Consider the following 25,161-nt stretch of genomic DNA (forward strand, 5'->3'; position numbering starts at 1 on the left):
AGAAGTTGAATATTTTTTCAGAATTATGTATAATTATTAATGCTTTTTAGGTTAGTTCGTTATGGCTCTTTCGAAGTTTCTCGATCCAAAGAATGATGTCGCCTTTCGCCGTATCTTTGGTACTGAAAAGAATAAAGATATCCTCATTCACTTCCTCAACGATATTCTGGGCTTTACTAGCAAAAATGCAATACAGGATATAGAGTTTTTAAGTACTATTCAAGACCCTGATATCGCCGCTAAAAAGCAAAGTATTGTTGATGTTCTCTGTAGAGATTCTACAGGTGCTCAATACATTTGCGAGATGCAGGTCGCTAAAACTAAAGGCTTTGAAAAACGTGCCCAATACTATGCTGCCAAAGCCTATTCAAGACAGGCTGATAAGGGCGATCAATACCATGACCTTAAGGAAATTATCTTTATTGCTATAGCAGATTGTATTTTATTTCCTGATAAGTCTGAGTATAAATCAAAACACACTATTCGCGATGAAGATACTAATGAACATGACCTAAAAGATTTCTACTTTATCTTTATTGAGTTGCCTAAATTTCCAAAAACCAAAGAGGATCAGCTTTCAAGTATTGTTGAGAAATGGATCTACTTCTTTAGATATGCAGATGAAACTAGTGAAGAAGAGCTAGAAAGAATAATAGGAAGTGATCTAATAATTAAAAGAGCTTATGAAGAACTAAATAGGTTCAACTGGTCTGAAAAAGAATTTATTGCCTATGAACAAGAGATCAAGCGTATTCGTGATGAACAGGCTGTACTCGCTCAAAAACTCGATGATGCTAAACAAGAAGGTAGACAAGAAGGTAGACAAGAAGGCATCCAAATCGGTCATGAAAAAGGCAGAAAAGAGGGTGAAAAGCAAGCTAAAATAGCAGTTGCAAAGAATCTACTTAAAGCAGGGGTTTCTATTGATATTATAGCTCAAACTACTGGTCTTACAGTTAACGAAGTCAAAGACTTAAGCTAATTCTATCTTTGGGTGTATAGATGAACATCTTTATACTAGATGAAAACCCAGCAATTGCGGCTCAAATGTTATGTGATAAGCATATAGTAAAAATGCCATTAGAAACTGCTCAATTATTGAGTAATGTTTTTTCAACAGCATTGAAAGTGCCAAATCCTTTTGTCAGTATCATAAATCAGAATATAGAAGTCCCATATAAACTGACTCACAACAATCATCCTTGTTCTTTGTGGGCTAGGCAATCGAAAGGGAATTTTTGTTGGTTGATAGAGTACGGAAGAGAATTATGTAAAGAGTACACTTGGCGATACAAAAGAAAGCATAAATCAGAGGAAGTAATAAATTGGTGTGATAGTAATAAGGATTTACTCATTTTTCGATCAACTGATATGCAAGCTTTTATACAAGCACTGCCGGATCAGTATAAATGCAGCAGTTCTGTGGAAGCTTATAGGAGATATTATCTCAAGGAAAAGATGAGATTTGCTAAGTGGGAAAATGGCAGAGGAGCACCAGATTGGATAATAGGAAATCCTGCTACGCAATACCACAGCTAATACAGCTCATAAATAGAGAAGCCATCCAAATCGGACATGAAAAAGGCATCCTAATCGGCGAAGAAAAAGGTGAAATGAAAGCTAAAATAGCAGTGGCAAAAAATTCACTTAAGGCCGTTGTCTCTATAGATGTTATAGCTGAAATCACCGGACTTTCCCTTGACGAAATCAAACAGACTTTCTGATCAATCAACATTAGTTAGAGAAACAGTAGGAGCAAGTAGCCACAAAAAATGCAAACACCTGCTCCTTCCGTCACTCAGGCTCTATCTGATCAATTCAGTAGAATTAGTTGTAATTGATACGTTATTTAAATTGATTCTAGGACCAGATAGAGCTACAGCTTTATTAGTACTTACTGATGAAGGATCAACATTTGCTTTGTCCAGTAAAGGCATCATTTCTTTCTGCAACATTTGCTCGATTTTACCTTTAAAAGACATTGAGAATTTCTCCTTTTGCTCTAATGCTGGACAAGCTTTTTCTGCATATGAGTACAGCATACCTGAGATTTCATGATAGTTTCCCGCTATGACTTTCTTAAGTACACTTAATTGTACTTCTTGAAAATTAATTTTTAATTGTTGTACCGATATACCACAACGAAAAGCTGCTTGTTTTAGTTCTGCTTCAAACTTATCTACGATATTTAATGAATAGCCTTGTGCCTCTTGCAAAGAAATCTGTTTATCTGCTGAAGAAGTATACATTTGTCTTTTACCTCTCTTGGCCAGCAACATATCAGCTAATAGTATTCTTCCATTTATATCAGATTGTGCTGAAATGCTTCTAATGTCTGGCACCACTTTAGTTTTATCGTCAATTCCTTTTACAAATTCTTTATTTACTAAAGGCGCTGATAATAGAGTCTGCTTGTTGGAAACGCTTTGAAAAGATAATCGACTCATTATGTTTACAAACCAACCTCGGATCTGGAACAAAAGTGGTTTTAAATAAGGTTGATCGATAGAACGACGGCTACGGTTCCCATTCTCTACTTCCATCGAAGAGTTTGCTACTTGAATTGTTTTGTAGTTTCTTTCCTTTACCAAACAATACGTTCGAACTTTTCTATATAATAATTCTACTATACTATAAAGTCAGCTATATTAACCTACTTTTGCCACATTTAGATATGAACTAATTTGTTTGGCTTTGTTGCAACAATTTTGCGTTTTTATTTTCACAACGCTGCTTTTATTTAAATTGTTCTCACAAAGGTAGGTACTTTTTTGTGATTTTTGGAAAAGTAAATGAACAAATTTTTTGTGACGCTAAAGGGACTTGTGTTTTTATAAAAGTAATACTTTTTATGATAAAAAGAGCATACAAAATAATAGCCACAAATCCAAGTTTTTCACAAACTTTAAAACTCTTATCTCCTACAAGAAGGTCCTGCAATTGGTTCATTAGTTACATTGTTAAATACAGAGCTTGGCGCCTGCATATCTTGCAAAACAGTACTGTTATCAACTTCTATTACTACCTTCTCTACCATTTCTTTAACTATTTCATTAATAGTCAAAAAGTTTCTTATAACTACTTCTATCAATTCATCACTAACAGCGCCTTCTCTTACAACTCGTTCTTCATTAAACTTTATTTCTTCCATTATTGCACCTAGCACCTGCTCTAGAGAAAAGTGGTACTCCATAATACACTTCACAATCTCGCGTTTAATCTTTCTTTGATTTTTCAATATTGCTTTCCCTAATTTACTATCTATGCTGGGGCCACATAACCTTTCCGTAAAAAGATCCTCCTCTTTCTCAATAAGTTCTGCTTTGTGTTTTGCTTGTCTTAATCCTTCTTCTGATTTCTCTCGTATTTCTTTCAATTGCTCAGATTCTTCTCTTTGCCTTTGGAAAGCTGTTTTCTTGCTTTGAAATCTATTACTCAATAATTCCTCTAAGCGTTTTAACATGAATACTATTACATTTCCTATTTCTTCTTTAGTCGGTACTTTACCTACCTTCGATTCCTTATAGGATCTCTTTACCTCTTCATTTAATTCATTATCATCATTCTTAACATAGGAATTTACCATAGCTCTTGTATGAAATAGTAATTCTCTGTAGGATAACTTATCCTCCTTTATGTTATCTTTATAAGATAATTGATTTTTCTTCTCTATTCTCTCTTCATGCGATGATTCACCCTCTACCTCTTCTTTGCTTTTTTCTTTCAAAACTTCCTTGCTATCTTTACTTTCTTTCAGTATGGAACTTATCTTATCAAGAGCATCTGAGTCGAAACGATAACCCTGAAGACTATAGCAATTCTTTTTGTCCTTAAGTAGTTTAGTAGCAAACTTATAGTATGCTTCCATCAAAGTAAAATAGTCTAACATAGGTAGTACAAAATTCTCATCTGGATTCACGCCATAAGATTGCCCTACTAGCATTTCATATTGTTCCTTGCTCTCTTTTAACAACTTTTCTACTGCTTCCTTTATTACCTCAAGCAACTCAGATTTTTCACAACGAGCATTCAAAGACTCTAAGTAATCTACCCAACGTTTATAATATTCCTCCACATACCCATTATAAGCACTATCAAACTCCTTCCATCTTACTTCTATAACGTTGCTTAAAGACTCAATTTCTTTATATGTTATGTTCTTTATTGCCAACAACTTTTCACAAAGGAATTCAACAGATGCCTTTGCATCTTTTAAGTACCTATTTCTTGCCCTCATCAAAAATTCTTCTTCCTGATCAGCCAAGCGACTCAACTCAAACAAAGCAGAATTTCCATCTATGGACGACACCTTTACTACTCTAGATATATCTTTTTCATCACTACTTAATGTGCTTAATGGTATGCGGTTATACATTCCATACAATAAGTAACAGTCTTTATTGAGAATAAACGTCTCATCCTGCATGATGTATGAATGTATATTCCTCAGAGCTTTTGTAGTCTGGTTAATTATTTTTTGCATTTCTTCATCTTTAACTTTTCCCTTGTCTGGATGGTGCTTTAATGATAAGTTCCTAAATTGTTTAATAAGACTTTCAAAATATTTGTTATGTTCCTCTTCACTCTTTGTTTTTTTTCTCACTCCACCCAAGCTTTTATCAAGATAAAATGGCATCCACTTTTTTTGCAATAAATCAAGTGCCTGACTTAAACTCACTTCTTTGTTATCAACTCTATATATGTTCCTGACTAATTTATCAATCCTACTTGCCTCTTCTAACCTATTTTCTTCCCTATATGCTTCCTGTGCAGTTTCAGGTACTTTTTCATCACTAGAAATAAGATTGTTGCTTTGTAGTAATTTTTTACATGAACCTATTATATCAAACCCTAATACCATTTTCCCTCCAAGTTTATGATAACTATAAAGATAACTTAGCCTTGCAACGTAAAGTTGATGCAACGCAACGTTAGTAAATAAGGAATAGATTAAGCGTGAAGCAATCGAGTAATCATTGTAGTTCACTGCTCTATTTATTTGTTCTTCAGTGATCGTAATATCCTCTATCTGTTTACTCCATGACCACCACCAATACTGCGGCATTCTCTCTAGTGCTTTCAGCAATTTAACACAATCCTCTTGGCTTACCACCCCAGCCTTTCTTTTTGTCATTTGATAGTCAACGGCAAGTGTAGTTATAATCCCTAGTACTATTAGGCTAGAAGTTACTACTGCAGCAAGATATACCCTGCGTGTTGATACAAATGAAACAAGCTCAGCAGAAAAAGCAACTATAGGAGTGAAAAAAGCTCCAACTCTTATATAGTCTGTGCGATAATCCCTTATCCTATATAACTCATCAAGTAAAATTGGACCAAACTCCCATCCAAATAACCGATACTTTCTACGACTAGATAAGAACTCAACAACATTTTTTTGCCACTCAGGCAAACTGGATGCATGTTTCATCAATTTCTCCCCATTCCTATATTTGCACCATCCGAAACAATGAAGCTCTATCAAACCCACGTCCATATTTAATCTGAAGTTCTTTTGCAAGTTGGGAGATGATTCGTTTGCCATAGTCTGCAAGTTTGTGCTTTAAGATATCTTGACCAATTCTGAAGCCAATTTCCCAATTTAACAATACTAGAGTAGAATTGAAATGTGTAGCAAGATGATTCTTTGCTCTATCTATTAAATTACTAATATCCCCTAATAAGCTAGTAGTGATATCCATCAACGCTATTTTCAATAAAGAACCATTATAGCACAAAAACTAACTTTCCTAGATTTTAATATGTATGCAAGAGGTTACTTTCACCCCGAAAAAACATTACTACTTCCTCTTATTACCTTAAATCCACAGGAAAATCTCGCTTGAGTGAGGCTATATCTACACACTACGTTTTCTTTATTTTGCTTATAACTTCCACAAGCAGTGCAAACATAAATGAAGAATACAAATATCCTTTTGGTAATTCTATATGAAATCCATGAAGTATGAGGTACACACCGACAAGTAAAATAAATAAGATAGCAATTACTTTTAAGCCTGGGTTAGATTTGATTAACTGGGCGGTATAACTTGATAAAAACAGCATTGCTAGCATGGAAAATGTAAATGCTGTAGCAATTATTACCATGTTATAAGTTAATGCTATAGCAGTTAATATCGAATCAACTGAAAAAACTAAATCTATTAATATAATTTGTAGCACAACTAAAAAAAATTTTGATTTAACGTTTGCTTTCTTTTTATTTTTCTTAGATACAAAGATGTCATCCCATAACTCCATAGAGCTTTTAACAATAAGGAATAATCCCCCTGCGATCATAAGTAAATCCCTTGCTGAAATATTTAGCGATGCAGTGTGAAATATAGGTTTTTGCATTGACAATATAGATGATGTAAAAAATAGTATTACAAAACGCATTAATAGCGCTAATCCAAGGCCCATAAGGCGCACTCTTTCTCTCAGCACATTTTGTACCTTATCTATTGCTAGAGAAATAAAGATTAAATTGTCTACACTAAGTATAGGTTCAAGTAGTGTAAGTGTCAGTAAAGTCCAAGCATCAGCTAGCATTTTTGTCCCAAATTCGGCTCTTCTTACTCTACAATAGATGTGTAAAAATTAAGTGACTTCACTCAGAAGTTTTATAGCAGTTCTCCAGAAAAACAGGATAACTGCTAATATAAAGTTCAGCAGCTTCTTCTATTTTCGTTTTTGAGTAAAATCAATAATAAGAGAGTTTTTTATTTTCATACACGCAAATAAGATAAAGCCTTATTTTCATTTTTGACTTTATTTGAAAATAATATATACTATAAAAATAGTGTGCTAGGTTGAATGAATGTATATTAAAGGATCACCATAAGGCAAAGTATTCGCTGGTTATCAGGCATTTATACCTAACCCCTTGCCACCAAAATTTGAATGGGACAATTATTTAGTTAATAGTCTTTCCAGAGCAGATCATATTTTGGGTATGTTATCCAGGGAAGGAGCTAAATTGCCTAACCCTCATCTTCTCATACGACCCTTTATAGCACGTGAAGCAGTTCTTTCAAGTAGAATCGAGGGAACTCAAGCAACTCTTGGTGAAATTTTGGCTCAAGAAGCAGGTGCTAATGTAGATCGCAATCCCGATGATTTACAAGAAGTACGCAATTATATATCAGCGCTCGATTATGGACTAAAACGTTTACAATCTTTTCCACTGTCGCTTCAGTTGGTTAAAGAAATTCACGGAAAACTTATGCAAGGTGTAAGAGGTTCTCACGCAACTCCAGGAGAATTTCGCCGAGTGCAAAATTGGATTGGAAGCCCAGGATGTACAATAGACACAGCAAAATATATGCCACCAATGCCAGGTGAATTGATGGGTTGCTTGGACTCTTTTGAAAAATTTTTACATGATAGAACATTACCCCCACTTATACATATAGCTCTATGTCATTATCAATTTAAAGCGATTCACCCATTCTTGGACGGTAATGGACGTATTGGACGTTTATTAATAACGTTACTTCTGATCGAAAGAAAATTATTATCATCACCTCTGTTATACTTAAGTGCATTTTTTGAAGCTACAAGAAGTGAGTATTATGACCAACTTTACAATATAAGCAACAGAGGCACGTGGCATGATTGGTTCTCTTATTTCTTAAATGGTGTAGTACTGCAATCATTGGATGCATTGTCAAGAGCAGAACGAATTAACATTTTGATTGCAAATTGGCAAACTGAAGTTAGTTCTAAAACTGAGGGAGTTGCGAGTGGTATTGTAAGGTATCTCGCTGTAAACCCTTACTTTACTATAAGGAAAGTGGTTGAAAACTTAGGTGTCGTATTTACAACAGCCCAAAGAGCAATCGTAAAGCTTGAAGATTTAGGCATCGTTTCACAAACTTCTCAAGGAAAGAGAGATCGGGTTTATTGTGCAACTGATATTTTGAATATTCTAGAAGAACCAACTAAGATTACAGAGAACTTCGATAGCACATTGTAGCTATTGTGATGAATAAATTCAGCAAACAGCAAGCTTAAAGAGTCTGATCCAATGGACATGCTGAACAAAAAGTAAGGAGCTCCTTTTGGAGGATTATATTAACTTATTAATTAATTGCTTGACTTTTAGCAGGATTTATTATATTATTTATTAATGAGTAATGTAATCAAACCAAGGAGGATAGCATGACTGGTGACGATAACAGAAAAACTTTACAATCGATAATTGCTAGCGAAAATCACAGTATAAATAGAGTTGGAAAGTTAAAAGATTTCCTTAAACAAAACAAAGAAATAACTATTAATAAAGACACATTTGCATATGCTTTACGATACCAAAAAACTACAAAGGAAGCAATAGTACACGAAATTCTGCTTCATTTTATACAAAATCCTGGCGAGCAATCACTAGAACAAGTGATACAATGCTTAGATAGAGCAATAAAACCTATGATATATGCAAAAAACAACCCAATAAGAAATCTAGATGAGGAACTTCGTACTCATATAAACTTTAAAGATGAAAAGGGAAATACATTACTACATCATGCAGTTATAGGTAAGAAAACTGAAGAAATAATCACCCTTCTTGTTACATATAGTGCAAATCCTTTGATACAAAACGCGGATAATAAAATTCCTTTAGATTTAGCTCAAGGAGAAACAAAAAAAGTGCTTATTAAAAGTATGAAAGAACAAGCTAATACGAAAAAAGAAAGCGCTATGATAGGCAGTTTGGTGCCTGGCGTAATAATTGGTGGTTTTCTTGGTGTTGTACTTGGAGCTGGTGTGTGTTGCAGTAAGTCTTTCTGGTGGTATGATACTAGGTGTAATGATAGCACCTGTTCTTGTTGCTAGTATAGCTGTTGGGCTGGCCATGTATTTTTTGAGTCAAGACTATGAACAGGCTAAAGCGATAGAAAAAACTATTAGCACTATTAGCTCTGAAATATCTGTTGATGATACAACTGCCGCTAATAAAAATAATAAAGAAGGGCCACAACTTACATATAGCTGACCCAAGCAACACTTCATACCGCGATTCATTCTACAACTGTACGAACATTGTCTAGCAAGGGTTTCATCCCAGCGCCCCTATGATGTCATCCCAGTGCTTGACACTGGGATCCAGAAAAGTTTGCTTGTTCACAAGCAAACTAGCATGGAAAGTAGCTGATCTTACACTAAATGAATGTTTTTGATGAGGTTGCATAGAAGCTGGATTCCAGTGTCAAGAACTGGAATGACACCATTTGCTGTGCAATTTACCTTCAAAAATGAATGTTCGTACAGCTATGGATTCATTCGCGGTATAGATTCCGCTAACTAGTAGCGGAATGACGAATTTGTCGTTTTTCAAATTGTCGTAAGTCACTTTAGCTATAATACATAAAAGGAGGGTGTCATCCAAGTGTCCTGACTACTTGGATCCAAGAAATTTAATTGTTTTAAATTTTCCCCTCTATACACCTATCTAAAATTTATGTTATTCACATGTGCAATATAATCTATAATAACGTTGAATTTATTATCAATACAATATATTAAAAAATATTATGAGCTTCGTAAGAGAAAAAAACACCCCTGTGATGGAGCAATATTTGAACCTGAAAGCTCAATACAAGGATCATCTGCTATTTTATAGGCTAGGAGATTTTTATGAGTTGTTTTTCGATGATGCTATTAAAGCTGCGAAATTGCTGAATATAGTGCTAACCAAGAGGGGCAATTCAAATGGGCAAGAAATACCAATGTGTGGAGTGCCAGCACACAGTAGCGAATCTTACCTACACAAGCTAATAGATTTAGGATTCAAAGTAGCAATCTGTGACCAATTAGAAACTGCTAATGAAGCAAAAAAGAGGGGCTATAAATCCATAGTAAAACGTGATGTAGTACGAGTTGTAACTCCAGGTACAATTATAGAAGATTCGCTACTGGAGGATAAAAGCAATAATTATCTCGCATCCATAGTTGAACAAAATGACGAATATGCTATTAGTTGGCTTGAATTATCAACGGGAAAATTTTTTCACACTTTAACGAATTTGAAAGCTCTAGATAGTGATTTATTGCGTATATCACCAAGAGAATTATTAATTTCTGAAAAATTCACTGAGGACGAAAAAATTAGATCGATTTTAAAAAATTATAAAATATCAATTACACAACACGCACAGAGTTTTTTTGAGTATAGTAAATCTCACAGAACGTTATGCGAGTTTTATAAAATCAGGGAACTTGGGAGTATAGGAAATTTCAGCAAAGTAGAAATCATGGCGTGCGGTGCACTGCTTGAATATGTCAGAGTAACACAAAGGGGCTCCATTCCAAGGCTTGAATTCCCAAAAACCTATAAGCAACAAAATTTCATGCTTATTGATGCTTCAGCAAGGAGAAATCTTGAGTTGTTTTCAACTCAATTTGGTGAAAAGAAAGGTTCACTAATTTCAGTTATTGATCACACAGTTACAGCCTCTGGTGGACGCCTGCTCAAACAAATGCTCGCTTCACCACTTGCTTGCTCCAAGGCAATCAATTTGAGGCTCAGCACCGCTCAATTTTTTGTAAATAATCATGAGCCACGCAGAAAAATACGAGAGATATTATCTAACATTCCGGATATTGAGAGGTCTTTATCGCGCTTAATACTAGGACGTGGTTCACCAAAGGATATGAACCTATTAAAAATAGGCCTAGGAAAAACTTTAGAGTTATCTGAGTTCTTATGTAAAATTGAATCAGGTGAAAATGGATCTCTCCCACAACAATATGTCATCCAAGTAGCTGACACTGGAATCCAGATGCAGATTCCAGCGTCACGCGCTGGAATGACAGTAAAATCAGACGAGAGTGAACTAAGCACAATACATAAAAGTCTTGGTAATCATAAAGATCTATTCGAGCTTCTAAACAGCGCTATACTTGATAATAACCTCAGTTCCGTGAAAGAAGGAGGATTTATCAATCCAAAATACAACTCAGAATTATCTGAGTTATCTTATATATTGAACAACAGTAACAAGTTGGTAACTAAGCTCCGTGAGTCTTATCGCGACCTAACTGGCATTGCCGCACTCAAAATATTACACAACAATATACTTGGTTATTACGTTGAAGTGTCAGCAAATCACAAAATAACTTCGGACATATTTATTCATAGGCAAAGCTTAGCAAATAGCATGCGCTACACTACTAATGAATTGAAAGAACTAGAAAATAAAATTCTTACGGCACGTGATGCTGCAATCGGCTTAGAAGTGAAAATTTTTAGTGAACTGTGTAGTGAAGTCGCTAAAGAATCTGAAAAAATTGCTCTTGCTGCAAATGCTTTGGCAAAACTTGATATTAGAGCCACGTTTGCGGAGCTTGCAGTGCAAAATAATTACGTAAAACCCATTATCGATGACAGTAAAGAGTTCAATATTCGCAATGGAAGACATCCAGTGGTTGAAGTTAACGATAAATTCATTGCAAATAGCATCAATTTAGCTGGTATACATCTAATTACTGGTCCTAATATGGCTGGAAAAAGCACTTTCTTGAGGCAAAACGCTCTCATTGCAGTTTTAGCTCACATGGGGTCATTTGTGCCAGCAGAGAGTGCGCATATTGGAGTGATTGACAAGATATTTAGCAGGGTTGGTGCAACAGATAATATAACAGCTGGTTATTCTACCTTCATGGTAGAGATGATCGAAACAGCAACGATAGTAAATCAGGCAACAGATCGTTCCTTGGTGATACTTGATGAAATTGGTAGGGGCACAGGAGTTTATGATGGATTATCTATTGCACAGGCAGTGATTGAACATATTCACAATGTAAATAAGTGCCGCGCCATTTTTGCAACTCATTATCATGAATTAACTAAAGTAAGCAAATACTTGAAGAACGTGAAATGTTTTTGTGTAAAAATAAGAGAGTGGAACGGAGAGGTTATCTTTCTACATGAAGTAATTGAAGGCATTGCAGATGAGTCATATGGAATACATGTAGCAAAACTTGCTGGTTTTCCTGATTCTGTTTTAAATAGAGCAAGTGAAGTATTTGAGGAGCTAAAGGCTTAAGAGGAAATTCTGATCTTACCCAGAAAAAGTAGAGAGAACCCTATGATATTATTTTTTGTAACATTGTTATACACGTCATGATAAGGGGGCTGGCAAAATGTGTCAAGTAAGTTTTTCGTTTCTATGTTATCCGCTACTTGGATGACAGAAAAGAGTGCTGGGATGACAGGAGGCAATGTAACCTCATTAAAAACTTAATTTCAGTCCAGTCAAGAGCACATAACCAGAGTTGCTATTTTCTACTTCAGGCTCTTTGGTACTAAATTTTACAATATCGAAATAGTATGAAGTGCCCATAAAAAATGGATATTCAAGGCTTAAAGCATATGATGTTAACTCGTTTGCTGCAATATCCCTACCACTATTGAAATATGTTAAGCTCAATTTACGAGAATCAGAATGGTAAGCAATACCTGCATTCATATAATACGTATTATTTATTTCAGAATTACGCTTCTCACCAGATTTACCGCCATTACCATACGAAAAAATGCAATCAAGATCGAACAATTTTAGCTTCAAACCAAAATTCCAGTGCAGTAATTGATTACGACATTCATAATTTTTAGAAGTTCCATCTGAGCAATCAGTTAAATTTTCTCTTGCAAATTCACCAGTTAAGGCAGTAGTAAAATTTATATCATCTGATAGGCCATTTTTATAGGAAAGGCCAGCAGCAATTAAATTGCTGTACTGTAAGTTATTTTTTCCTGGGACATAACTGAACCCGAGTTGAAAGTTATAGATTTCAGGGGAGATGTAGTTAATTGATGATTGTTTTAACCCTAGTTCGAATCCATTATAATTACTGTAAATATTGGGTTTTACCCAAAATACCTTGTCTTTATCATATCCAGGGCCATTATCTCTGTTTTCGTTACCACGCAAATTTGCATAGTTTGTCCAATGACCATTTACTCCTCCAGCAGCTGTATAAATTTTTGAAGTGTTAATTAACATGCCCTGACTAACTAAACTTCTTTTACCATATTCAATTGATCCAAGCACCTGATTTTTAATGATGAAATACCATTCCTCCATGTCTAACTTTTCTATGTCTAACGCTTTTAGGTTTGCAATACCAGAAACTCCTGCCTTAACATTAAACCCCATTTGAGTATTTGGATAAACTTGCTGTAAATAAAGAAAGCGCAAGTATGAATAACTTGAAGTTTTATCCTTAGCCTTAGCATTGAAAGAACCTCTGTTGAAGGCGTAGCCGAATCTCAAATCTATTTTTCCGTCTAGTTCTACATAAAATATTTCCTTATCCAAAATTGTTCTAGAGCTAGCACTACTCTGCAAAAATAATGATGAAAGCAGTGCTACCAGGTAGTACCTTAACTTCATAAATAAACTTAAATTTTTATAAAAATTTAAGTTTAAACTCAATATAAATAAAAAACAACTTTTCAGAAGGCGCCGCTGGTAGATTTTGCTGCCCGTTTTTGAGCTATATTCCCATAAATTATTGATACACTTGGTAATTTTCGCTTTAATAACTGCTTATTAATGGCAGAATGTATACGATTAATTATTTTAGACGTACTTTTTACATCGCAGTTAATCAAAACAAAAAGCACTTTATTCTCATCAATATACCCTAGAAAATCATCACTACGGCAATTTTTATAAAAATGTTCTATGATAACTTTCAGTGCATCATTTGTCTCACTACAGCTACTATTTAAGCCAATCACTCCTATAGCTGCATTAATTTGATGTTGAAAGGCAAAATTTAATATAACGTATAACTCTAGAATAGTAGACTCATTGTTTGGTATATCGAATAAGTCATGGTTTTTATATTTTTTACCCATTAGATATTCATCTCTAAAGATTCCTAATTTATGAGACAAGCTGATATCACGTATCAATAGCTCATAATTTATTTTATTACTAGCAAATTGTGCAGTGCGGAAAACTTTTACTTTTGTCTTTATATCTTCTCCTTTAGCATCAGTTAAGGAAAAACCTATCACTTTAGGTAATACATCAAGTAAATCGTGTCCATTTTCGGTATACTCTAAATAATTCTTCATGTCGTCAGCTGCTCTTGCACTTAAAATATTGATTAACGGCTTATTAAGTAAATTCCCTTCCTCGTATTTTAACAAATTCCTTGCGGCTTGATTGAGCCCTAAAATTAATACGTTTTTTTTCTTATTATCCTGACAAACAGATACCACAGCATCATCTTTCCTTCTTGCAGTTATGAAATCATCCATACTTTCATTCTATACAGCATATTTATAAGTATAATAAGATTATATTAAAATTTACTTACTTATTAATATGCTTGATTAGATATAGATAAAATGTCATACGGAATGGCTTTGTTAGCTATTTTAGGTGGTAATAAATGGATAGTCAAGCAAAATTACATTTGTAACTTTGCTTGACTTATCCGTTTTTTTTATATCTTTATTACAATCATAACCTCTAGCTCTGAGTTATACCCCTTTGTTACATTGTATTAGATGGAAGTAGAACAAGTCACGTTTAGTTGTTCTGAAAGATCTACTATAGCTAACTGAAAAAAGGTTACCCCAGAAGGGATAAAAAGGTATAAAATGGCTTTAGATAAGGTAGAATGATGCCAAAGTGAGAATCTGAGGGGACGTGTTTTGAAAGTAGGTAGCTTGTGCTGTTTACCCAGTCTTACCAGTGTGGGGTTTAGCTATCCTTGGCGTTAATTCTCTCGTATGTTTTGCTGGTGGTTTAGCTTTTCATATGAAGCATGAGAAAGAATCAGACAATGTTGAGGAGGCTGAAGAAGCAGTTAGGAATTATGGACCACCTCCTCCTTACTCTCCTCCTTATAGTGAATTTAATAATTCTAATTCGGAACAGCAGTTTGGGAATTGTGAGGGGTTCTAAACCCACAACTATACGAACATTGCAATTTCAGATCCAGTGCCTTGACTACAAATGTTCGTATAGTTGTGAGCTTGACCATAAAATGATTCTTAAGAAAACAAATGCAATTTTTTGCAGGTTTCACGTATGATAAAAATTAACAGTTTTATTTTTAGCCAAATTAATTGAATCAAGCTACAAAACCTGCTAAAGTTAACTTTATGAAAGCACCCTTAGCTCAGTTGGATTAGAGCATTTGACTACGGATCAAAAGGTCGGGCGTTCAAGTCGCTCAGGGTGCACCACATTTTATAGGAAACAGAAGTCACACTTGAAATTAATATATGCAATACCTATCTTTAAAGGTCAAACACTAAACTATTATATATGAGCAAAAAAGACTACTATGATCTGCTGGAAGTAGGAAGAAATGCCAGTATTGATGAGATAAAAAAAGCGTATAAAAAATTAGCGTTAAAATATCATCCTGATAGAAATCCTGGCAATCAAGAAGCAGAGGAAAAATTTAAAGAAGTAACAGCTGCATATGAAGTTCTATCTGACTCTGAGAAAAGGGCAAGCTATGACCGTTATGGCCACGAAGGTGCTTCTGGTGGGTTTCAAGGCTTTAGCTCTGCAGGAGATGTTAGCGACATATTCAATGACTTCTTTGGTGGAGGATTCGGTGGTGGTGCAAGTAGATCAAGAGCAAAGAGGAGCACAACAGGAGTGTCTGGAGCAGACCTACGTTATGATCTTGAAATTACCTTAGAAGATGCATTTAAAGGAATACAAGCGCCTATACATTATGTGACAAATGTAAAATGTGACACATGCCAAGGCACAGGTAGCGAAGGAGCAATTAAACCAGTTCAGTGCCCCACATGCCAGGGAAGCGGTAGGATTAGAACTCAACAAGGCTTTTTTACCATCGAAAGAACATGTACTACATGCTATGGGGAAGGAGAAATAATACAAAATAAATGTAAGAAATGTGGTGGAAGTGGACGTAGAAGAGATGAAGTAAATATATCCGTTTCAATTCCAAAGGGCATAGAAGAAGGAGCTAAGGTAAGGATAAGTGGTAAAGGAGAAGCTGGAGCAAGAGGTGGAAAAAGTGGAGATTTATACGTATACGTGAAAATAGCTCCCCATAAAATCTTTACTCGAAATAAGGCAGATTTACACTGTAAAGTACCTATAAGAATGACACTAGCTGTGCTTGGTGGTGAAATTGATGTTCAGTCAATTGATGGAGCTAAAACAAAAGTAAAAGTTCCAGAGGGCACTCAAACTGGTACCAAGTTACGTTGTAAGGAGAAGGGTATGCCATATATGAACTCACATGTTCGTGGTGATTTATATGTACAGGTAATAGTTGAGACTTTAAATCCAAAAAATTTAACTAAAAAGCAAATTGAACTATTAAAAGCACTTGAAGAAGAGGAAAATGCAAATGTACAACAACGATCTGAAGGGTTTTTTAGTAAAGTAAAAAAAAAATAAGAAACCTGCTAAATGACATGAAGGGATAACTGTTTACGAATTTTCACTTAAGTCCTGCAATTCTCTTCGCCAATTTGGATGCCTTGCTGTCTGTCTTTCTCAGAGCAAAGTCAATTTTGTATTCAAAAATGGCTTCTTTTTTACGTAGACCTCTCAGTTACTTAAAACTATGTAAAAGCAATAAATTTCTTTATTTAAGGTCAAAGTTTTGCTATTCTCAGGTTTTAATAATTTAAATTTAATGAATATAAACAAAAATGAGTTTTTATTTCTTCCGCTTGGGGGAGTAGGAAGAATCGGGATGAATGTTAGCCTATATCATTATCAAGGTAAGTGGATTATGATCGACCTTGGTGTTGGTTTTGCAGATGAAACTATGCCAGGTGTTGAGCTGCTCATTGCTGATGTAGATTTTATCGCTCAAAGAAAAAAAGATTTGCTTGGAATAATAATTACACATGCACATGAGGACCACTGCGGTGCAGTGCCCCACTTGTGGGAAGAGTTGCAGTGCCCCATATATACAACAAAGTTTACGGTTAATTTTCTTAGGGAGAAACTAAAGGAGTTTCGATTAGAAGATACAGTACCTGTGAAAGAGGTGGACATAAATGGCAGCACAAATTTGGGTCCTTTTACCGTCGAGTTTATAAATATAACTCATTCAATTCCTGAGGCAAATTCAATATTAATTAGCACTGAAATGGGTAGTGCACTCCATACCGGAGACTGGAAATTTGATCCAAAACCTGTTGTTGGATTAACTTCTAATATAGAGCGTCTAAAAGAAATTGGCGATAAAGGTGACCTGCTTGCAGCAATTTGCGATTCAACCAATATATTAAGCAAGCATCACCCTGAGTCAGAAGGTGAAATTTATAATAACATTTATAACATAATAAAGCGGTCTAAAAAATTAGTTGCTGTTTCGCTATTTGCTTCAAATGTGGCACGAATTGAAACGATAAGCCAAGCTGCAAAAGCACTAAATAGAAAAGTAGTTTTACTTGGTAGATCTTTATGGAGAATAGTGAAAGTTGCGCAAGATAGTGGTTATTTAACTGATTCTCCTCAGTTTCTTGAAGCAAAGGAAGCAGTAAATTTTCCAAGGGAAAAACTTGTGCTACTTTGCACAGGTTGTCAAGGTGAGCCACTGGCAGCAACTTCAAGGCTTGCTAATAAGAGTCATCAAGCATTTAAAATGCAGCAAGGTGATACCATGATCTTTTCGTCAAAAATCATTCCTGGAAATGAAACTCGTGCGCACAACATGCTCAATGCCTTTATTGAGATGGAGGTAGAAGTTGTTACTGAAAAAACAGAGCATGTTCATGCTTCTGGGCATCCAACAAGAGAAGAGTTAAAGGAAATGTATTCTTTAATAAAACCGAAGATGTCTATTCCAGTTCATGGCGAATATATTCACACGCATGCACATGTAAAATTTGCTAAAGAGTGCGGTGTGGCAAAAGCAATAATGATTGCACCAGGTGATATTGTTAATTTGGAGAGCGGAGAAAAAGTTGATTCAATCGATGTTGACTACTTTGGTATTGATGGTATGCTGCTACGTCATCCGGAGAGCAGTGTTATAAAAATGCGTAAAAGAATGAGAGATGCCGGAGTTATTGTGGTAATAGCAGTTGTAAACAAGAAAAATAAATTGCTTACTAAACCGAAAGTATTTGTACCTGGTGTTTTTGAAGTGCTAGAAGATGCAGCTATTATACAGAAAATTGTCAAGAAAGTTGAGTCGTTGTTTAGTTTGCAGCCAACAAAAAAAATTAAAAATAAGATTGAAAGTTCAATATTGAGTATCTTAAAGGAATATTTACTAAAAAGACCTATAATTGAAGTCCAGATAGAACAGGTATGAAATGAAAGAATGAAGTTATTCGTTCAATTAATATTGCTTGTTTCGTTATTTATTCCTTATTTTACAAAAGCTGCTTTATATGTTGATATAAAAAAAAGCAGTGTTGGTAACATTGGTCTTGTTGTATCTAAATGTACATGTAAAACAGCGCTGGAAAGCGAATTAAGCGAAAATATTGCAAAGGTAATAGGAACAAATTTATCTAATTGTGGCTTATTTAATGTAAAACGTGGCGCAGAAGCTGAATTTAAATCTTGGAAAAGCGATACTGTAGTCACAGTAAGTTTAAGCGAAGTATCTGGTAGTGCATTAGAGCTATCATTTCGTTTGTTTGATACTTTTACAAAAAGAGAATTACTTACTCAGTCAGTTGTTTTTCCAGCAAAAGACTGGAGAAAAATTGGTCACCTCGTTTCGGATGTGATACATGATAGATTGATTGGTGAGAAAGGGCACTTCAACACAAAAATCACGTATATCGCTGAAGAAAAAGATAGCAACTACAAATCTGTGCGTAAAATTGCTGTGATGAATCAAGATGGAAGTAATATAAAATACTTAACAAATGGCGATAGATTTGTGTCAACACCGAGATTCTCACCAAATGGAAAGGGTATTGTTTATATCTCATACGCAAATGGTAAAAGTTATATAGTATTAAAAAATTTAAAAGACCACACTGAATCAATAATCAGCGCATTTGAAGGAGTTATTTCTGCACCAAGATTTTCTCCTGATGGTAAATCTCTTTTAATTTCCCACTCATTGGGTGGTGAAACGAATATATTATCTTTGGATTTAAGTAGTAAACGGACAAAAAAAATTACTAAAGGTTCAGCTATAAGCACTTCTCCCTCTTTTTCTCCAGATCAAAAGTATATGGTTTTTAGTTCCGATATGAGTGGGAGTCAGCAGCTGTATGTTATCGATTTTACTAACAAAAGTAAAAAACCTAAAAGAATTAGTTTTGGAAGTGGAAGATATGCTACGCCTGTTTGGTCGCCAAAAGGAGATCCGATAGCTTTCACAAAGATTCAGTCAGGAAAATTTTACATAGGAGTTATGAAGCCAGATGGCAAAGAAGAACGTCTACTTTCAGAAGGGCATAAAATTGAATCTCCGGCATGGCTACCAAATGGTAGAGAAATCATTTTCACAAGAACAGAATCACCAAGCAACTCTAAACTATATTTAGTAGACTTAGTAAAGAAAAATCAAAAAATGGTTTCCACTCCCACAAATGCTTCTTTACCGGATTGGTCTTATTCTTGAACTACTGAGCTGCTTGCTCCACAGCATTGATTTATTGCCACATTAACAAGATATCCCGCTACACCACCTACTATAGTACCAGCGATTCCTGACAACACAACAGTTGCAATTACTCCAATAGCAGCAATTTCAGGTATAATTCCCATTGTAGCCATTGTGGCTCCTATAGCGCCAAACAATAATGCTGAGATTATAATTATCCAGCTCCTCCCTGAAGATTGTTTTTGTGGAGAATTATGTATTAAGATGTATATGAACAAGTAGAGAGAGCAAGCAAAGTTTTGCATATTGATGAAACTAGCCATTATTCTAAAGGTAAACTTGGCTGGTGCTGGGTGTTTGCTAATAATGAAGCAAGCCTTATTAAATTAGCAGACACAAGAGGAGTTAAGTTTCTAGAGAGTAGTACATTTTCTAGTTATAAGAATTTGGTTGTTACCGATAGGTATGCGGTTTACAACTACTTCAGTGACGAAAAAAGACAGATTTGTTGGGCACACTTGTTAAGGGATTTCGAAAGGCTATCTACCCACTTTAAATGGTGCTATATTGGGCCTTAACTTGACGCGTATGGTTTATTTAACACCCCCGGTTAAAATAATTACTTAGCAAACAATAGGTTTCATGTAATGGTAGCCCTATAACGGAAGAGTAGGAGCCGCGTAAGAACAATACGAACATCCCAGCTAGGCCTTGTATATTGCATCCCCCTGCCCTATTTTTCCACTCTTCTGATGCTAAATAATACTTAATTTCTTGTTCACTGAGACGTTTAAATTTCACTATTGTAACCACAGTTCTAATATGTTGTTTAGATTGATCGGGAGTTAATAGACACACACTGGTATATACTCTATGCCTTCTTCCTGATAACAAGCGGATGCATTTTTCTGCTTGCTCAACGTTTTCAGCTTTAAGCAATATCCTTCTACCACAAGCAACAACTGTATCAACACCAAGCACAAAGTAATTTGGATTTGAACTTTGTATTTTCTCAGCTTTACTTTTTGCCATACGGATTGAGTAATCCTTCGGAAGTTCCTTTTTTAAAGGGGCTTCATCTATGTCTGCTGGCAAAATTAAACCTGGCTCAATATTTATTTGTTTTAGTAAAGCTATACGCCTTTTCGATGATGAAGCAAGAATAAGATTATTTAGAGATCGTTCTGTCACTTGTACCTTTAAGCCTTCTAATGATCCGACCTTTTTTCGCATTCCTATCGTAAATGCTCATCTCAACTAACACCCTATCCCCGATAATGATGCGTATTTTACTTCTTCTCACTTTCCCTGATACATGACAGATAATCTCATGTTCATTGTCCAGTTTCACTCTAAATTCTGCTGCAGGTAGTAAAGCAGTTACTGCCCCTTCCACTTCAAAAATTGTTTTCGATTTCTCGTCTTTTATCATATGTTATATTATAATTTAATAATCTTTTTCAGTCTACTATAGATTTTAAATTATTATCAACACAAAAGACTTTTTGCACCCCACTTAAGTATTTCTCTTGCAACTTAACCCCAACCATCTTCACAATAATGCGAGAGGAAGGTGAGCTACCTACCTACGTTTCTACTCCTTGCCTGTGCTCTGATAGGACTTACGGACCCTAGGACTAGAACTGAACTACAAGGATGATTATCACAATTCTCCTCATTGCTATCATATGCGCTATCATTGTCCCCTTCCTGTGGAACATAAGACTTATTATCAGATTCATTATCAAAGCTTAAAGATCTGGATAACTCTATCTTCTTTCGTGGAACATTATCAGGCTCACTAGAAATGTCTCCTGTTAGAGTATAAAATTGATTGTTGAAGCCTTTTTGTTTATCAGCAAACGTTTCTTCACTTAACTCTTCTACTTGACCACGGAAAAACTCTTTTTCTTTTTCACTGTTTTGTAATTTTTTCATCAGACCTTCAATATCCAAAACTTTACCTGCAATGATGTCGCTCAATGCATCAAGGTTCTCTTCCAATTCCTTAATCTCATCTTCATGCTCTTTTTCCAACCCTTGCATTTGACATTTTAAATTGCTTATAAACTGCTCCTTTTCCTCCATTATTTGTGCTTCTTGGTCTATCTCTTTTTCACGTTCTTTTAATTTTTCTTCTAATTCCTTCTTTTCTGTATTAACACCTTTCAGCTTGTCCTCTAGCTTTCTTTTTTCTTCATGCACACTTTTAAATTCTTCCTCATTCCTCTTCAGGTTTTCTTTAAGCTGCGTTAACTCCTTACGCATTGCATCTATTTCTGCCTTGGATCCTCGCTCCTTTTTTTCAAGTTTATCTTGTAAATCACTAGTCCATTTTTTTAATGTTTCAATTCTTTGCCCAGCTTCTGCAAGTTTCTGATTCACTTCTTTTTTTTCTGCTTCAGCACTTTTTAACTTATTGATTAATTCTTGGGTTACCTCTTCCGAGCATGATAATTTTTTTTGCAGATCTAATACTTGTTCTGAAAGCTGTTCTTGGTTTCCATGCATCTTCTTATTCAAGTGTTCTAAATGGTCAAACTTGTCCTCTAAATCAGATTTTCCTTCCTGCACATGATATAGTTCTTCTTGCGATTTCTTTAATTCACTTTTTAACTCCTCCTTTTTTGCATTAGCAACTCCCAGCTCTTGCCTTAGCTTTCCTTTTTCTTCATATACACTTTTAAGTTCTTGTGCTTTCCCTTGTAGCTCTGCTAACGCGCTTGCTAACTCTTCATCTTTTTGTGCCAGTTCAGTTTGCAATTTTGTGTTTTTTTGCTCTTCTTTTCCAAACCTGTTTTGTAAATCAGTTATTTGTTGTGAAGCAACTTCTGGTTGAGTTTCAGTGTGCTGTAAATTGACTTCTGTTTGAATTAATGCATTGCTATTAATAGAAGGAGAAGAAGGAAGGCTATTGTCATCATCAACTTTAGGGTCTGGACCTTTCGATTCCCCCCCTGGTTCCTTATCTTGATAGGCCACTATAGATTCATTTTGAAAATTATTATTAGCAGTAGGTACAACATCAGCAGCCTTACCCTTTTCTAGTGATTTCATTACAGCATCATGTAAGACGAGGCCTTGAATATATAATTCATCATTTTGCTTTATTAATTCTAGGATCTCCTCCGATGACACAAAATCTTCACCATCAAATTTTAGTACTTCAGTTATGCCGCTACTACTCACATTCATAATCATGGTACACATTCTGGATCCATTCTCTACAGGCCAAGTGCTTGTCATTTCATAATATGCGCCTTCTTTAAATTCATAATATCTTTTCTTATCTTCTTGATGAGCGTATATTTCATGTTTTTTATTGCAATAGATATTCAATTCTTTAATATCTTTCTCTTGCTGTAAAATGTCACTAATTCTTGTTGGCCCACTTCTATTGTAATTAATAAGGTTAACATTCAAAACTCTATGAGCGTTATCGGTTTCTGTGTAATAAGCTTGAAGCTCTACGTCTTTCCTCTCAAAATATTTACTTGCAGCTTTTTTTCCCTGCTCTGCCAACTCTAGGCATTTATTTATATCTTCCTTAAAGCTCTTATTAGCAGACTCTGTTACTACTTTATCTATGTACGTTTGTTTAAAATCTCTATCGTTTATTAGGTCATAAAAACTCCACTCATCCCTATAAGCCTTTTGTATAGCAGTGAAGTCACTTTCTTCTTTCAAAAGTACTAAGAAGCCTACCTTGTCTTCTAGATCTTTTAGTTTAAAACCTGTTATTATCTTCTCTAATTGAGAATCAAATTCTTTATTGGCAAAATTTTCAGCAAGATTATTTAAATTTCTTAATTCTTTGCATAATTTATCATTTTCTGCAATTGAGCGGCAGAACTTTATTGTAGCAGAGTCCTTAGTGGAAGGATTTTCTTTTTCCACTTCATCGATACGGTCCTTGAGGGATGCAAAACGTAGTGTAAGCCGTGACGAATATAGATCGCGTTCATAAGATGCCAACAAGCGATTTATTGCACTCCAAGCACATGATGCGATTGATCTAATACCAGAATCCTCTCCTGCCTCTGCTGCTTTGTCTCCCTTAGTCAAACCTCCAATCATAACACACCTCCTTTGACTATATTTATATTATACTAATTAACATATATTCAAAAAAATCAAACCACGTTCTACACTAACTTTTATTATTAACTTAATTGTGTTGAAAATAACTGCAAGTGTTAAACTTAAGCTTTTGTCTTTCATTGTACACTACTCACTATAAGTTTATAATATATCTTATATAATAGACTTAGTATTTTGAGTTATGCAAGTATTTTTTTTATTGGATAAAAGTTAAAAGACGTTTTCAGAAATCTTTAAGCTCGATAACATCCTCTCTTTTTGGACTAGTTGAAATTAGATGAATTGGTACACCTATTAATTTTTCTAATTTGTCTATATATTTTATTAAATTGATAGGCAATGCTTCAATCGACCTTTTACCTTGAGTATTTTCTTTCCAGCCAGGAAACTCTTCATATATTGGCTCTAATTCCTCCTGTATTGAATGCGATGCGGGTAAATAATCATACATTTTCCCGCTATACTTGTAACCAGTGCATATTTTAATTGTATCAAAAGAATCAAGCACATCTAATTTGGTTAATACAATGCTTGAAACTCCAGAAAGTTGCACAGCCTGGCGCACTAAAACTGCGTCAAACCATCCGCAGCGCCTTCTTCTATTGCTCACTGTTCCAAGCTCCTTGCCTATAGTAAATAAGCTATCTCCAATCTCGTTCTTTTGCTCAGTAGGGAATGGACCATTGCCCACTCTTGTTGTATAAGCTTTTACCACACCAATAATGTAAGCATTGGAGGCTAATCCTGAGCCTGTTATTGCTTGCGACGCTACAGTATTACTTGAAGTAACAAAAGGGTAAGTTCCGTGGTCGATATCTAAAAATGTGCCTTGGGCGCCTTCAAATATTATTTTCTTACCTTCTTTCACAAAGTCATTTAATATCCTCCACACAGGTTTTTTATATGAAAGAATTTTTTTTGAAATCCCTTGAATTTCTTTTAATATTTCTTCTTTTTTAACCACCTGGTAGTTAAGGCCTTTTCTGATAGCATTGTGGTAATTCAGAAGAGTATCCACTCTTTTATTGAGCTCATCTGCGTTTTCTAAATCACAAAGGCGTATAGCTCTCCTTCCAACTTTATCTTCATAACATGGCCCTATCCCTTTGTTTGTTGTACCAATTTTGTGATTTCCGTTTAAATCTTCAAATAGCTTTTCCTTGTCCTTATGTACGCTAAGTATTAATGGACAGCTCTCGGATACCATCAAGTTGTTATAGTTTACGTCCACTCCTTTAACTTTCAATGACTCTATTTCTGAGATTAGAGCATGTGAATCAAGAGCAACACCGTTTCCTATGATGGATATTTTGCCCGTTCTCAAAACAGCAGAGGGCAGTAAATTTAATTTATAAACCTCATCATCTATTACTATAGTGTGCCCTGCATTATTTCCTCCCTGAAATCTCACAACTACATCTGCATTCCCAGAAAGATAATCTACTATTTTACCCTTGCCTTCGTCACCCCATTGCAGACCAACAATTACAATGTTATTCATCATTATTTTCTAAATTA

General features: G+C 35.0%; 22 protein-coding genes, 1 tRNA gene and 2 pseudogenes. 14 read left to right on the top strand and 11 right to left on the bottom strand.

The features are described from left to right. Positions 1-61 precede the first annotated feature (61 nt). The 3 genes and pseudogenes from ABWU50_RS03595 to ABWU50_RS03605 all read left to right on the top strand — a co-directional run. The gene (locus ABWU50_RS03595; protein WP_353275273.1) at positions 62-982 is read left to right on the top strand and encodes an Rpn family recombination-promoting nuclease/putative transposase; all 921 of its coding nucleotides are present in this window, start codon (positions 62-64) and stop codon (positions 980-982) included. A gap of 20 nt (positions 983-1,002) precedes the next feature. After that, positions 1,003-1,539 (top strand): pyrimidine dimer DNA glycosylase/endonuclease V, encoded by a 537-nt coding sequence (locus ABWU50_RS03600; RefSeq protein ID WP_353275275.1) that lies wholly within the window; start codon positions 1,003-1,005, stop codon positions 1,537-1,539. Positions 1,540-1,553: 14 nt separating this feature from the next. Next, positions 1,554-1,724: pseudogene (locus ABWU50_RS03605) on the top strand (transposase); the annotation flags it as partial. Between the two features lie 81 nt (positions 1,725-1,805). Here ABWU50_RS03605 and ABWU50_RS03610 read toward each other — a convergent pair. The 4 genes from ABWU50_RS03610 to ABWU50_RS03625 all read right to left on the bottom strand — a co-directional run bounded on the left by ABWU50_RS03610 (position 1,806) and on the right by ABWU50_RS03625 (position 6,552). Then, entirely contained in the window at positions 1,806-2,591 is a 786-nt protein-coding gene (locus ABWU50_RS03610; RefSeq protein ID WP_353275277.1) for a latrotoxin-related protein, read from the bottom strand. A gap of 323 nt (positions 2,592-2,914) precedes the next feature. Further along, entirely contained in the window at positions 2,915-5,431 is a 2,517-nt protein-coding gene (locus tag ABWU50_RS03615) for a hypothetical protein (RefSeq protein WP_353275279.1), read from the bottom strand. Positions 5,432-5,447: 16 nt separating this feature from the next. Then, positions 5,448-5,702 carry a DUF1016 N-terminal domain-containing protein gene (locus ABWU50_RS03620; RefSeq protein ID WP_353275281.1) on the bottom strand — a complete coding sequence of 85 codons (255 nt, stop codon included), beginning with the start codon at positions 5,700-5,702 and terminating at the stop codon, positions 5,448-5,450. A 163-nt stretch (positions 5,703-5,865) separates the two neighbouring features. Next, a complete protein-coding gene (locus tag ABWU50_RS03625; protein WP_353275283.1) occupies positions 5,866-6,552 on the bottom strand; it encodes a TerC family protein in 687 nt (228 codons plus the stop codon). A 403-nt stretch (positions 6,553-6,955) separates the two neighbouring features. On the opposite strand from ABWU50_RS03625, the gene ABWU50_RS03630 reads away from it, so the two are divergent. The 5 genes from ABWU50_RS03630 to mutS all read left to right on the top strand — a co-directional run bounded on the left by ABWU50_RS03630 (position 6,956) and on the right by mutS (position 12,047). Next, the gene (locus ABWU50_RS03630; RefSeq protein WP_353275285.1) at positions 6,956-7,978 is read left to right on the top strand and encodes a Fic family protein; all 1,023 of its coding nucleotides are present in this window, start codon (positions 6,956-6,958) and stop codon (positions 7,976-7,978) included. Positions 7,979-8,163: 185 nt separating this feature from the next. Beyond that, on the top strand, positions 8,164-8,835 hold the full coding sequence (locus tag ABWU50_RS03635; protein WP_353275287.1) for an ankyrin repeat domain-containing protein: 672 nt from the start codon (positions 8,164-8,166) through the stop codon (positions 8,833-8,835). Then, on the top strand, positions 8,810-8,995 hold the full coding sequence (locus ABWU50_RS03640) for a hypothetical protein (protein WP_353275289.1): 186 nt from the start codon (positions 8,810-8,812) through the stop codon (positions 8,993-8,995). Before ABWU50_RS03635 ends, ABWU50_RS03640 begins: the two co-directional genes overlap by 26 nt. A 174-nt stretch (positions 8,996-9,169) precedes the next feature. Then, positions 9,170-9,307, top strand: coding sequence for a hypothetical protein (locus ABWU50_RS03645; protein WP_353275291.1), 138 nt, complete (start codon positions 9,170-9,172; stop codon positions 9,305-9,307). Between the two features lie 226 nt (positions 9,308-9,533). Next, positions 9,534-12,047 (top strand): DNA mismatch repair protein MutS, encoded by a 2,514-nt coding sequence (gene mutS, locus ABWU50_RS03650; protein ID WP_353275293.1) that lies wholly within the window; start codon positions 9,534-9,536, stop codon positions 12,045-12,047. A 186-nt stretch (positions 12,048-12,233) separates the two neighbouring features. On the opposite strand, the gene ABWU50_RS03655 is transcribed toward mutS, so the two are convergent. Together ABWU50_RS03655 and ABWU50_RS03660 are read right to left on the bottom strand one after the other, a co-directional pair. After that, complete coding sequence (locus ABWU50_RS03655) at positions 12,234-13,397, bottom strand: porin (RefSeq protein ID WP_353275295.1); 1,164 nt, start codon at positions 13,395-13,397, stop codon at positions 12,234-12,236. A 62-nt stretch (positions 13,398-13,459) separates the two neighbouring features. After that, positions 13,460-14,275, bottom strand: a complete 816-nt coding sequence (locus ABWU50_RS03660) for a hypothetical protein (protein WP_353275297.1) — start codon at positions 14,273-14,275, stop codon at positions 13,460-13,462. Positions 14,276-14,714: 439 nt separating this feature from the next. On the opposite strand from ABWU50_RS03660, the gene ABWU50_RS03665 reads away from it, so the two are divergent. The 5 genes from ABWU50_RS03665 (at position 14,715) to ABWU50_RS03685 (ending at position 19,560) form a co-directional block, all read left to right on the top strand. Continuing rightward, on the top strand, positions 14,715-14,927 hold the full coding sequence (locus ABWU50_RS03665; RefSeq protein WP_353275299.1) for a hypothetical protein: 213 nt from the start codon (positions 14,715-14,717) through the stop codon (positions 14,925-14,927). A 206-nt stretch (positions 14,928-15,133) separates the two neighbouring features. Continuing rightward, a tRNA-Arg gene (locus ABWU50_RS03670) sits at positions 15,134-15,211 on the top strand. Between the two features lie 82 nt (positions 15,212-15,293). After that, positions 15,294-16,412, top strand: a complete 1,119-nt coding sequence (gene dnaJ, locus ABWU50_RS03675; protein WP_353275301.1) for a molecular chaperone DnaJ — start codon at positions 15,294-15,296, stop codon at positions 16,410-16,412. Between the two features lie 241 nt (positions 16,413-16,653). Next, positions 16,654-18,288 (top strand): ribonuclease J, encoded by a 1,635-nt coding sequence (locus ABWU50_RS03680; protein WP_353275302.1) that lies wholly within the window; start codon positions 16,654-16,656, stop codon positions 18,286-18,288. Positions 18,289-18,297: 9 nt separating this feature from the next. Further along, the gene (locus ABWU50_RS03685; RefSeq protein WP_353275304.1) at positions 18,298-19,560 is read left to right on the top strand and encodes a protein TolB; all 1,263 of its coding nucleotides are present in this window, start codon (positions 18,298-18,300) and stop codon (positions 19,558-19,560) included. On the opposite strand, the gene ABWU50_RS06860 is transcribed toward ABWU50_RS03685, so the two are convergent. Beyond that, on the bottom strand, positions 19,551-19,847 hold the full coding sequence (locus tag ABWU50_RS06860) for a hypothetical protein (protein ID WP_410542059.1): 297 nt from the start codon (positions 19,845-19,847) through the stop codon (positions 19,551-19,553). The genes ABWU50_RS03685 and ABWU50_RS06860 overlap by 10 nt on opposite strands. On the opposite strand from ABWU50_RS06860, the pseudogene ABWU50_RS03695 reads away from it, so the two are divergent. Continuing rightward, positions 19,809-20,087, top strand: a pseudogene (locus tag ABWU50_RS03695) (IS66 family transposase); the annotation flags it as partial. The gene ABWU50_RS06860 and the pseudogene ABWU50_RS03695 sit on opposite strands and share 39 nt — an antisense overlap. 52 nt (positions 20,088-20,139) lie before the next feature. Here the strand turns inward: ABWU50_RS03695 and ABWU50_RS03700 are convergent. From ABWU50_RS03700 to ABWU50_RS03715, 4 genes are all read right to left on the bottom strand, one after another. After that, positions 20,140-20,733, bottom strand: a complete 594-nt coding sequence (locus ABWU50_RS03700; RefSeq protein ID WP_353275307.1) for a Maf family nucleotide pyrophosphatase — start codon at positions 20,731-20,733, stop codon at positions 20,140-20,142. Then, positions 20,711-20,974, bottom strand: a complete 264-nt coding sequence (infA, locus tag ABWU50_RS03705) for a translation initiation factor IF-1 (protein ID WP_164224845.1) — start codon at positions 20,972-20,974, stop codon at positions 20,711-20,713. The genes ABWU50_RS03700 and infA overlap by 23 nt, the downstream gene beginning before the upstream one ends. Before the next feature lie 146 nt (positions 20,975-21,120). Then, on the bottom strand, positions 21,121-23,619 hold the full coding sequence (locus tag ABWU50_RS03710) for a hypothetical protein (RefSeq protein WP_353275308.1): 2,499 nt from the start codon (positions 23,617-23,619) through the stop codon (positions 21,121-21,123). 247 nt (positions 23,620-23,866) lie between these two features. Then, the gene (locus tag ABWU50_RS03715) at positions 23,867-25,144 is read right to left on the bottom strand and encodes an adenylosuccinate synthase (protein WP_264732549.1); all 1,278 of its coding nucleotides are present in this window, start codon (positions 25,142-25,144) and stop codon (positions 23,867-23,869) included. Between the last annotated feature and the right edge of the window lie 17 nt (positions 25,145-25,161).

This window comes from Wolbachia endosymbiont (group A) of Pipizella viduata (assembly GCF_964028555.1).
Classification (GTDB): Bacteria; Pseudomonadota; Alphaproteobacteria; order Rickettsiales; family Anaplasmataceae; genus Wolbachia.

What these genes read in the sequence shown, in the direction of transcription:
- ABWU50_RS03595 (WP_353275273.1), top strand. Translation starts at nt 62, where the DNA reads ATGGCTCTTTCGAAGTTTCTCGATCCAAAGAATGATGTCGCCTTTCGC.
- ABWU50_RS03600 (WP_353275275.1), top strand. Translation starts at nt 1,003, where the DNA reads ATGAACATCTTTATACTAGATGAAAACCCAGCAATTGCGGCTCAAATG.
- ABWU50_RS03615 (WP_353275279.1), bottom strand. Translation starts at nt 5,431, where the DNA reads ATGAAACATGCATCCAGTTTGCCTGAGTGGCAAAAAAATGTTGTTGAG.
- ABWU50_RS03620 (WP_353275281.1), bottom strand. Translation starts at nt 5,702, where the DNA reads ATGGATATCACTACTAGCTTATTAGGGGATATTAGTAATTTAATAGAT.
- ABWU50_RS03625 (WP_353275283.1), bottom strand. Translation starts at nt 6,552, where the DNA reads ATGCTAGCTGATGCTTGGACTTTACTGACACTTACACTACTTGAACCT.
- ABWU50_RS03630 (WP_353275285.1), top strand. Translation starts at nt 6,956, where the DNA reads ATGTTATCCAGGGAAGGAGCTAAATTGCCTAACCCTCATCTTCTCATA.
- ABWU50_RS03635 (WP_353275287.1), top strand. Translation starts at nt 8,164, where the DNA reads ATGACTGGTGACGATAACAGAAAAACTTTACAATCGATAATTGCTAGC.
- ABWU50_RS03640 (WP_353275289.1), top strand. Translation starts at nt 8,810, where the DNA reads ATGATAGCACCTGTTCTTGTTGCTAGTATAGCTGTTGGGCTGGCCATG.
- ABWU50_RS03645 (WP_353275291.1), top strand. Translation starts at nt 9,170, where the DNA reads ATGTTTTTGATGAGGTTGCATAGAAGCTGGATTCCAGTGTCAAGAACT.
- mutS (WP_353275293.1), top strand. Translation starts at nt 9,534, where the DNA reads ATGAGCTTCGTAAGAGAAAAAAACACCCCTGTGATGGAGCAATATTTG.
- ABWU50_RS03655 (WP_353275295.1), bottom strand. Translation starts at nt 13,397, where the DNA reads ATGAAGTTAAGGTACTACCTGGTAGCACTGCTTTCATCATTATTTTTG.
- ABWU50_RS03660 (WP_353275297.1), bottom strand. Translation starts at nt 14,275, where the DNA reads ATGGATGATTTCATAACTGCAAGAAGGAAAGATGATGCTGTGGTATCT.
- dnaJ (WP_353275301.1), top strand. Translation starts at nt 15,294, where the DNA reads ATGAGCAAAAAAGACTACTATGATCTGCTGGAAGTAGGAAGAAATGCC.
- ABWU50_RS03680 (WP_353275302.1), top strand. Translation starts at nt 16,654, where the DNA reads ATGAATATAAACAAAAATGAGTTTTTATTTCTTCCGCTTGGGGGAGTA.
- ABWU50_RS03685 (WP_353275304.1), top strand. Translation starts at nt 18,298, where the DNA reads ATGAAGTTATTCGTTCAATTAATATTGCTTGTTTCGTTATTTATTCCT.
- ABWU50_RS06860 (WP_410542059.1), bottom strand. Translation starts at nt 19,847, where the DNA reads ATGCAAAACTTTGCTTGCTCTCTCTACTTGTTCATATACATCTTAATA.
- infA (WP_164224845.1), bottom strand. Translation starts at nt 20,974, where the DNA reads ATGATAAAAGACGAGAAATCGAAAACAATTTTTGAAGTGGAAGGGGCA.
- ABWU50_RS03710 (WP_353275308.1), bottom strand. Translation starts at nt 23,619, where the DNA reads ATGATTGGAGGTTTGACTAAGGGAGACAAAGCAGCAGAGGCAGGAGAG.
- ABWU50_RS03715 (WP_264732549.1), bottom strand. Translation starts at nt 25,144, where the DNA reads ATGAATAACATTGTAATTGTTGGTCTGCAATGGGGTGACGAAGGCAAG.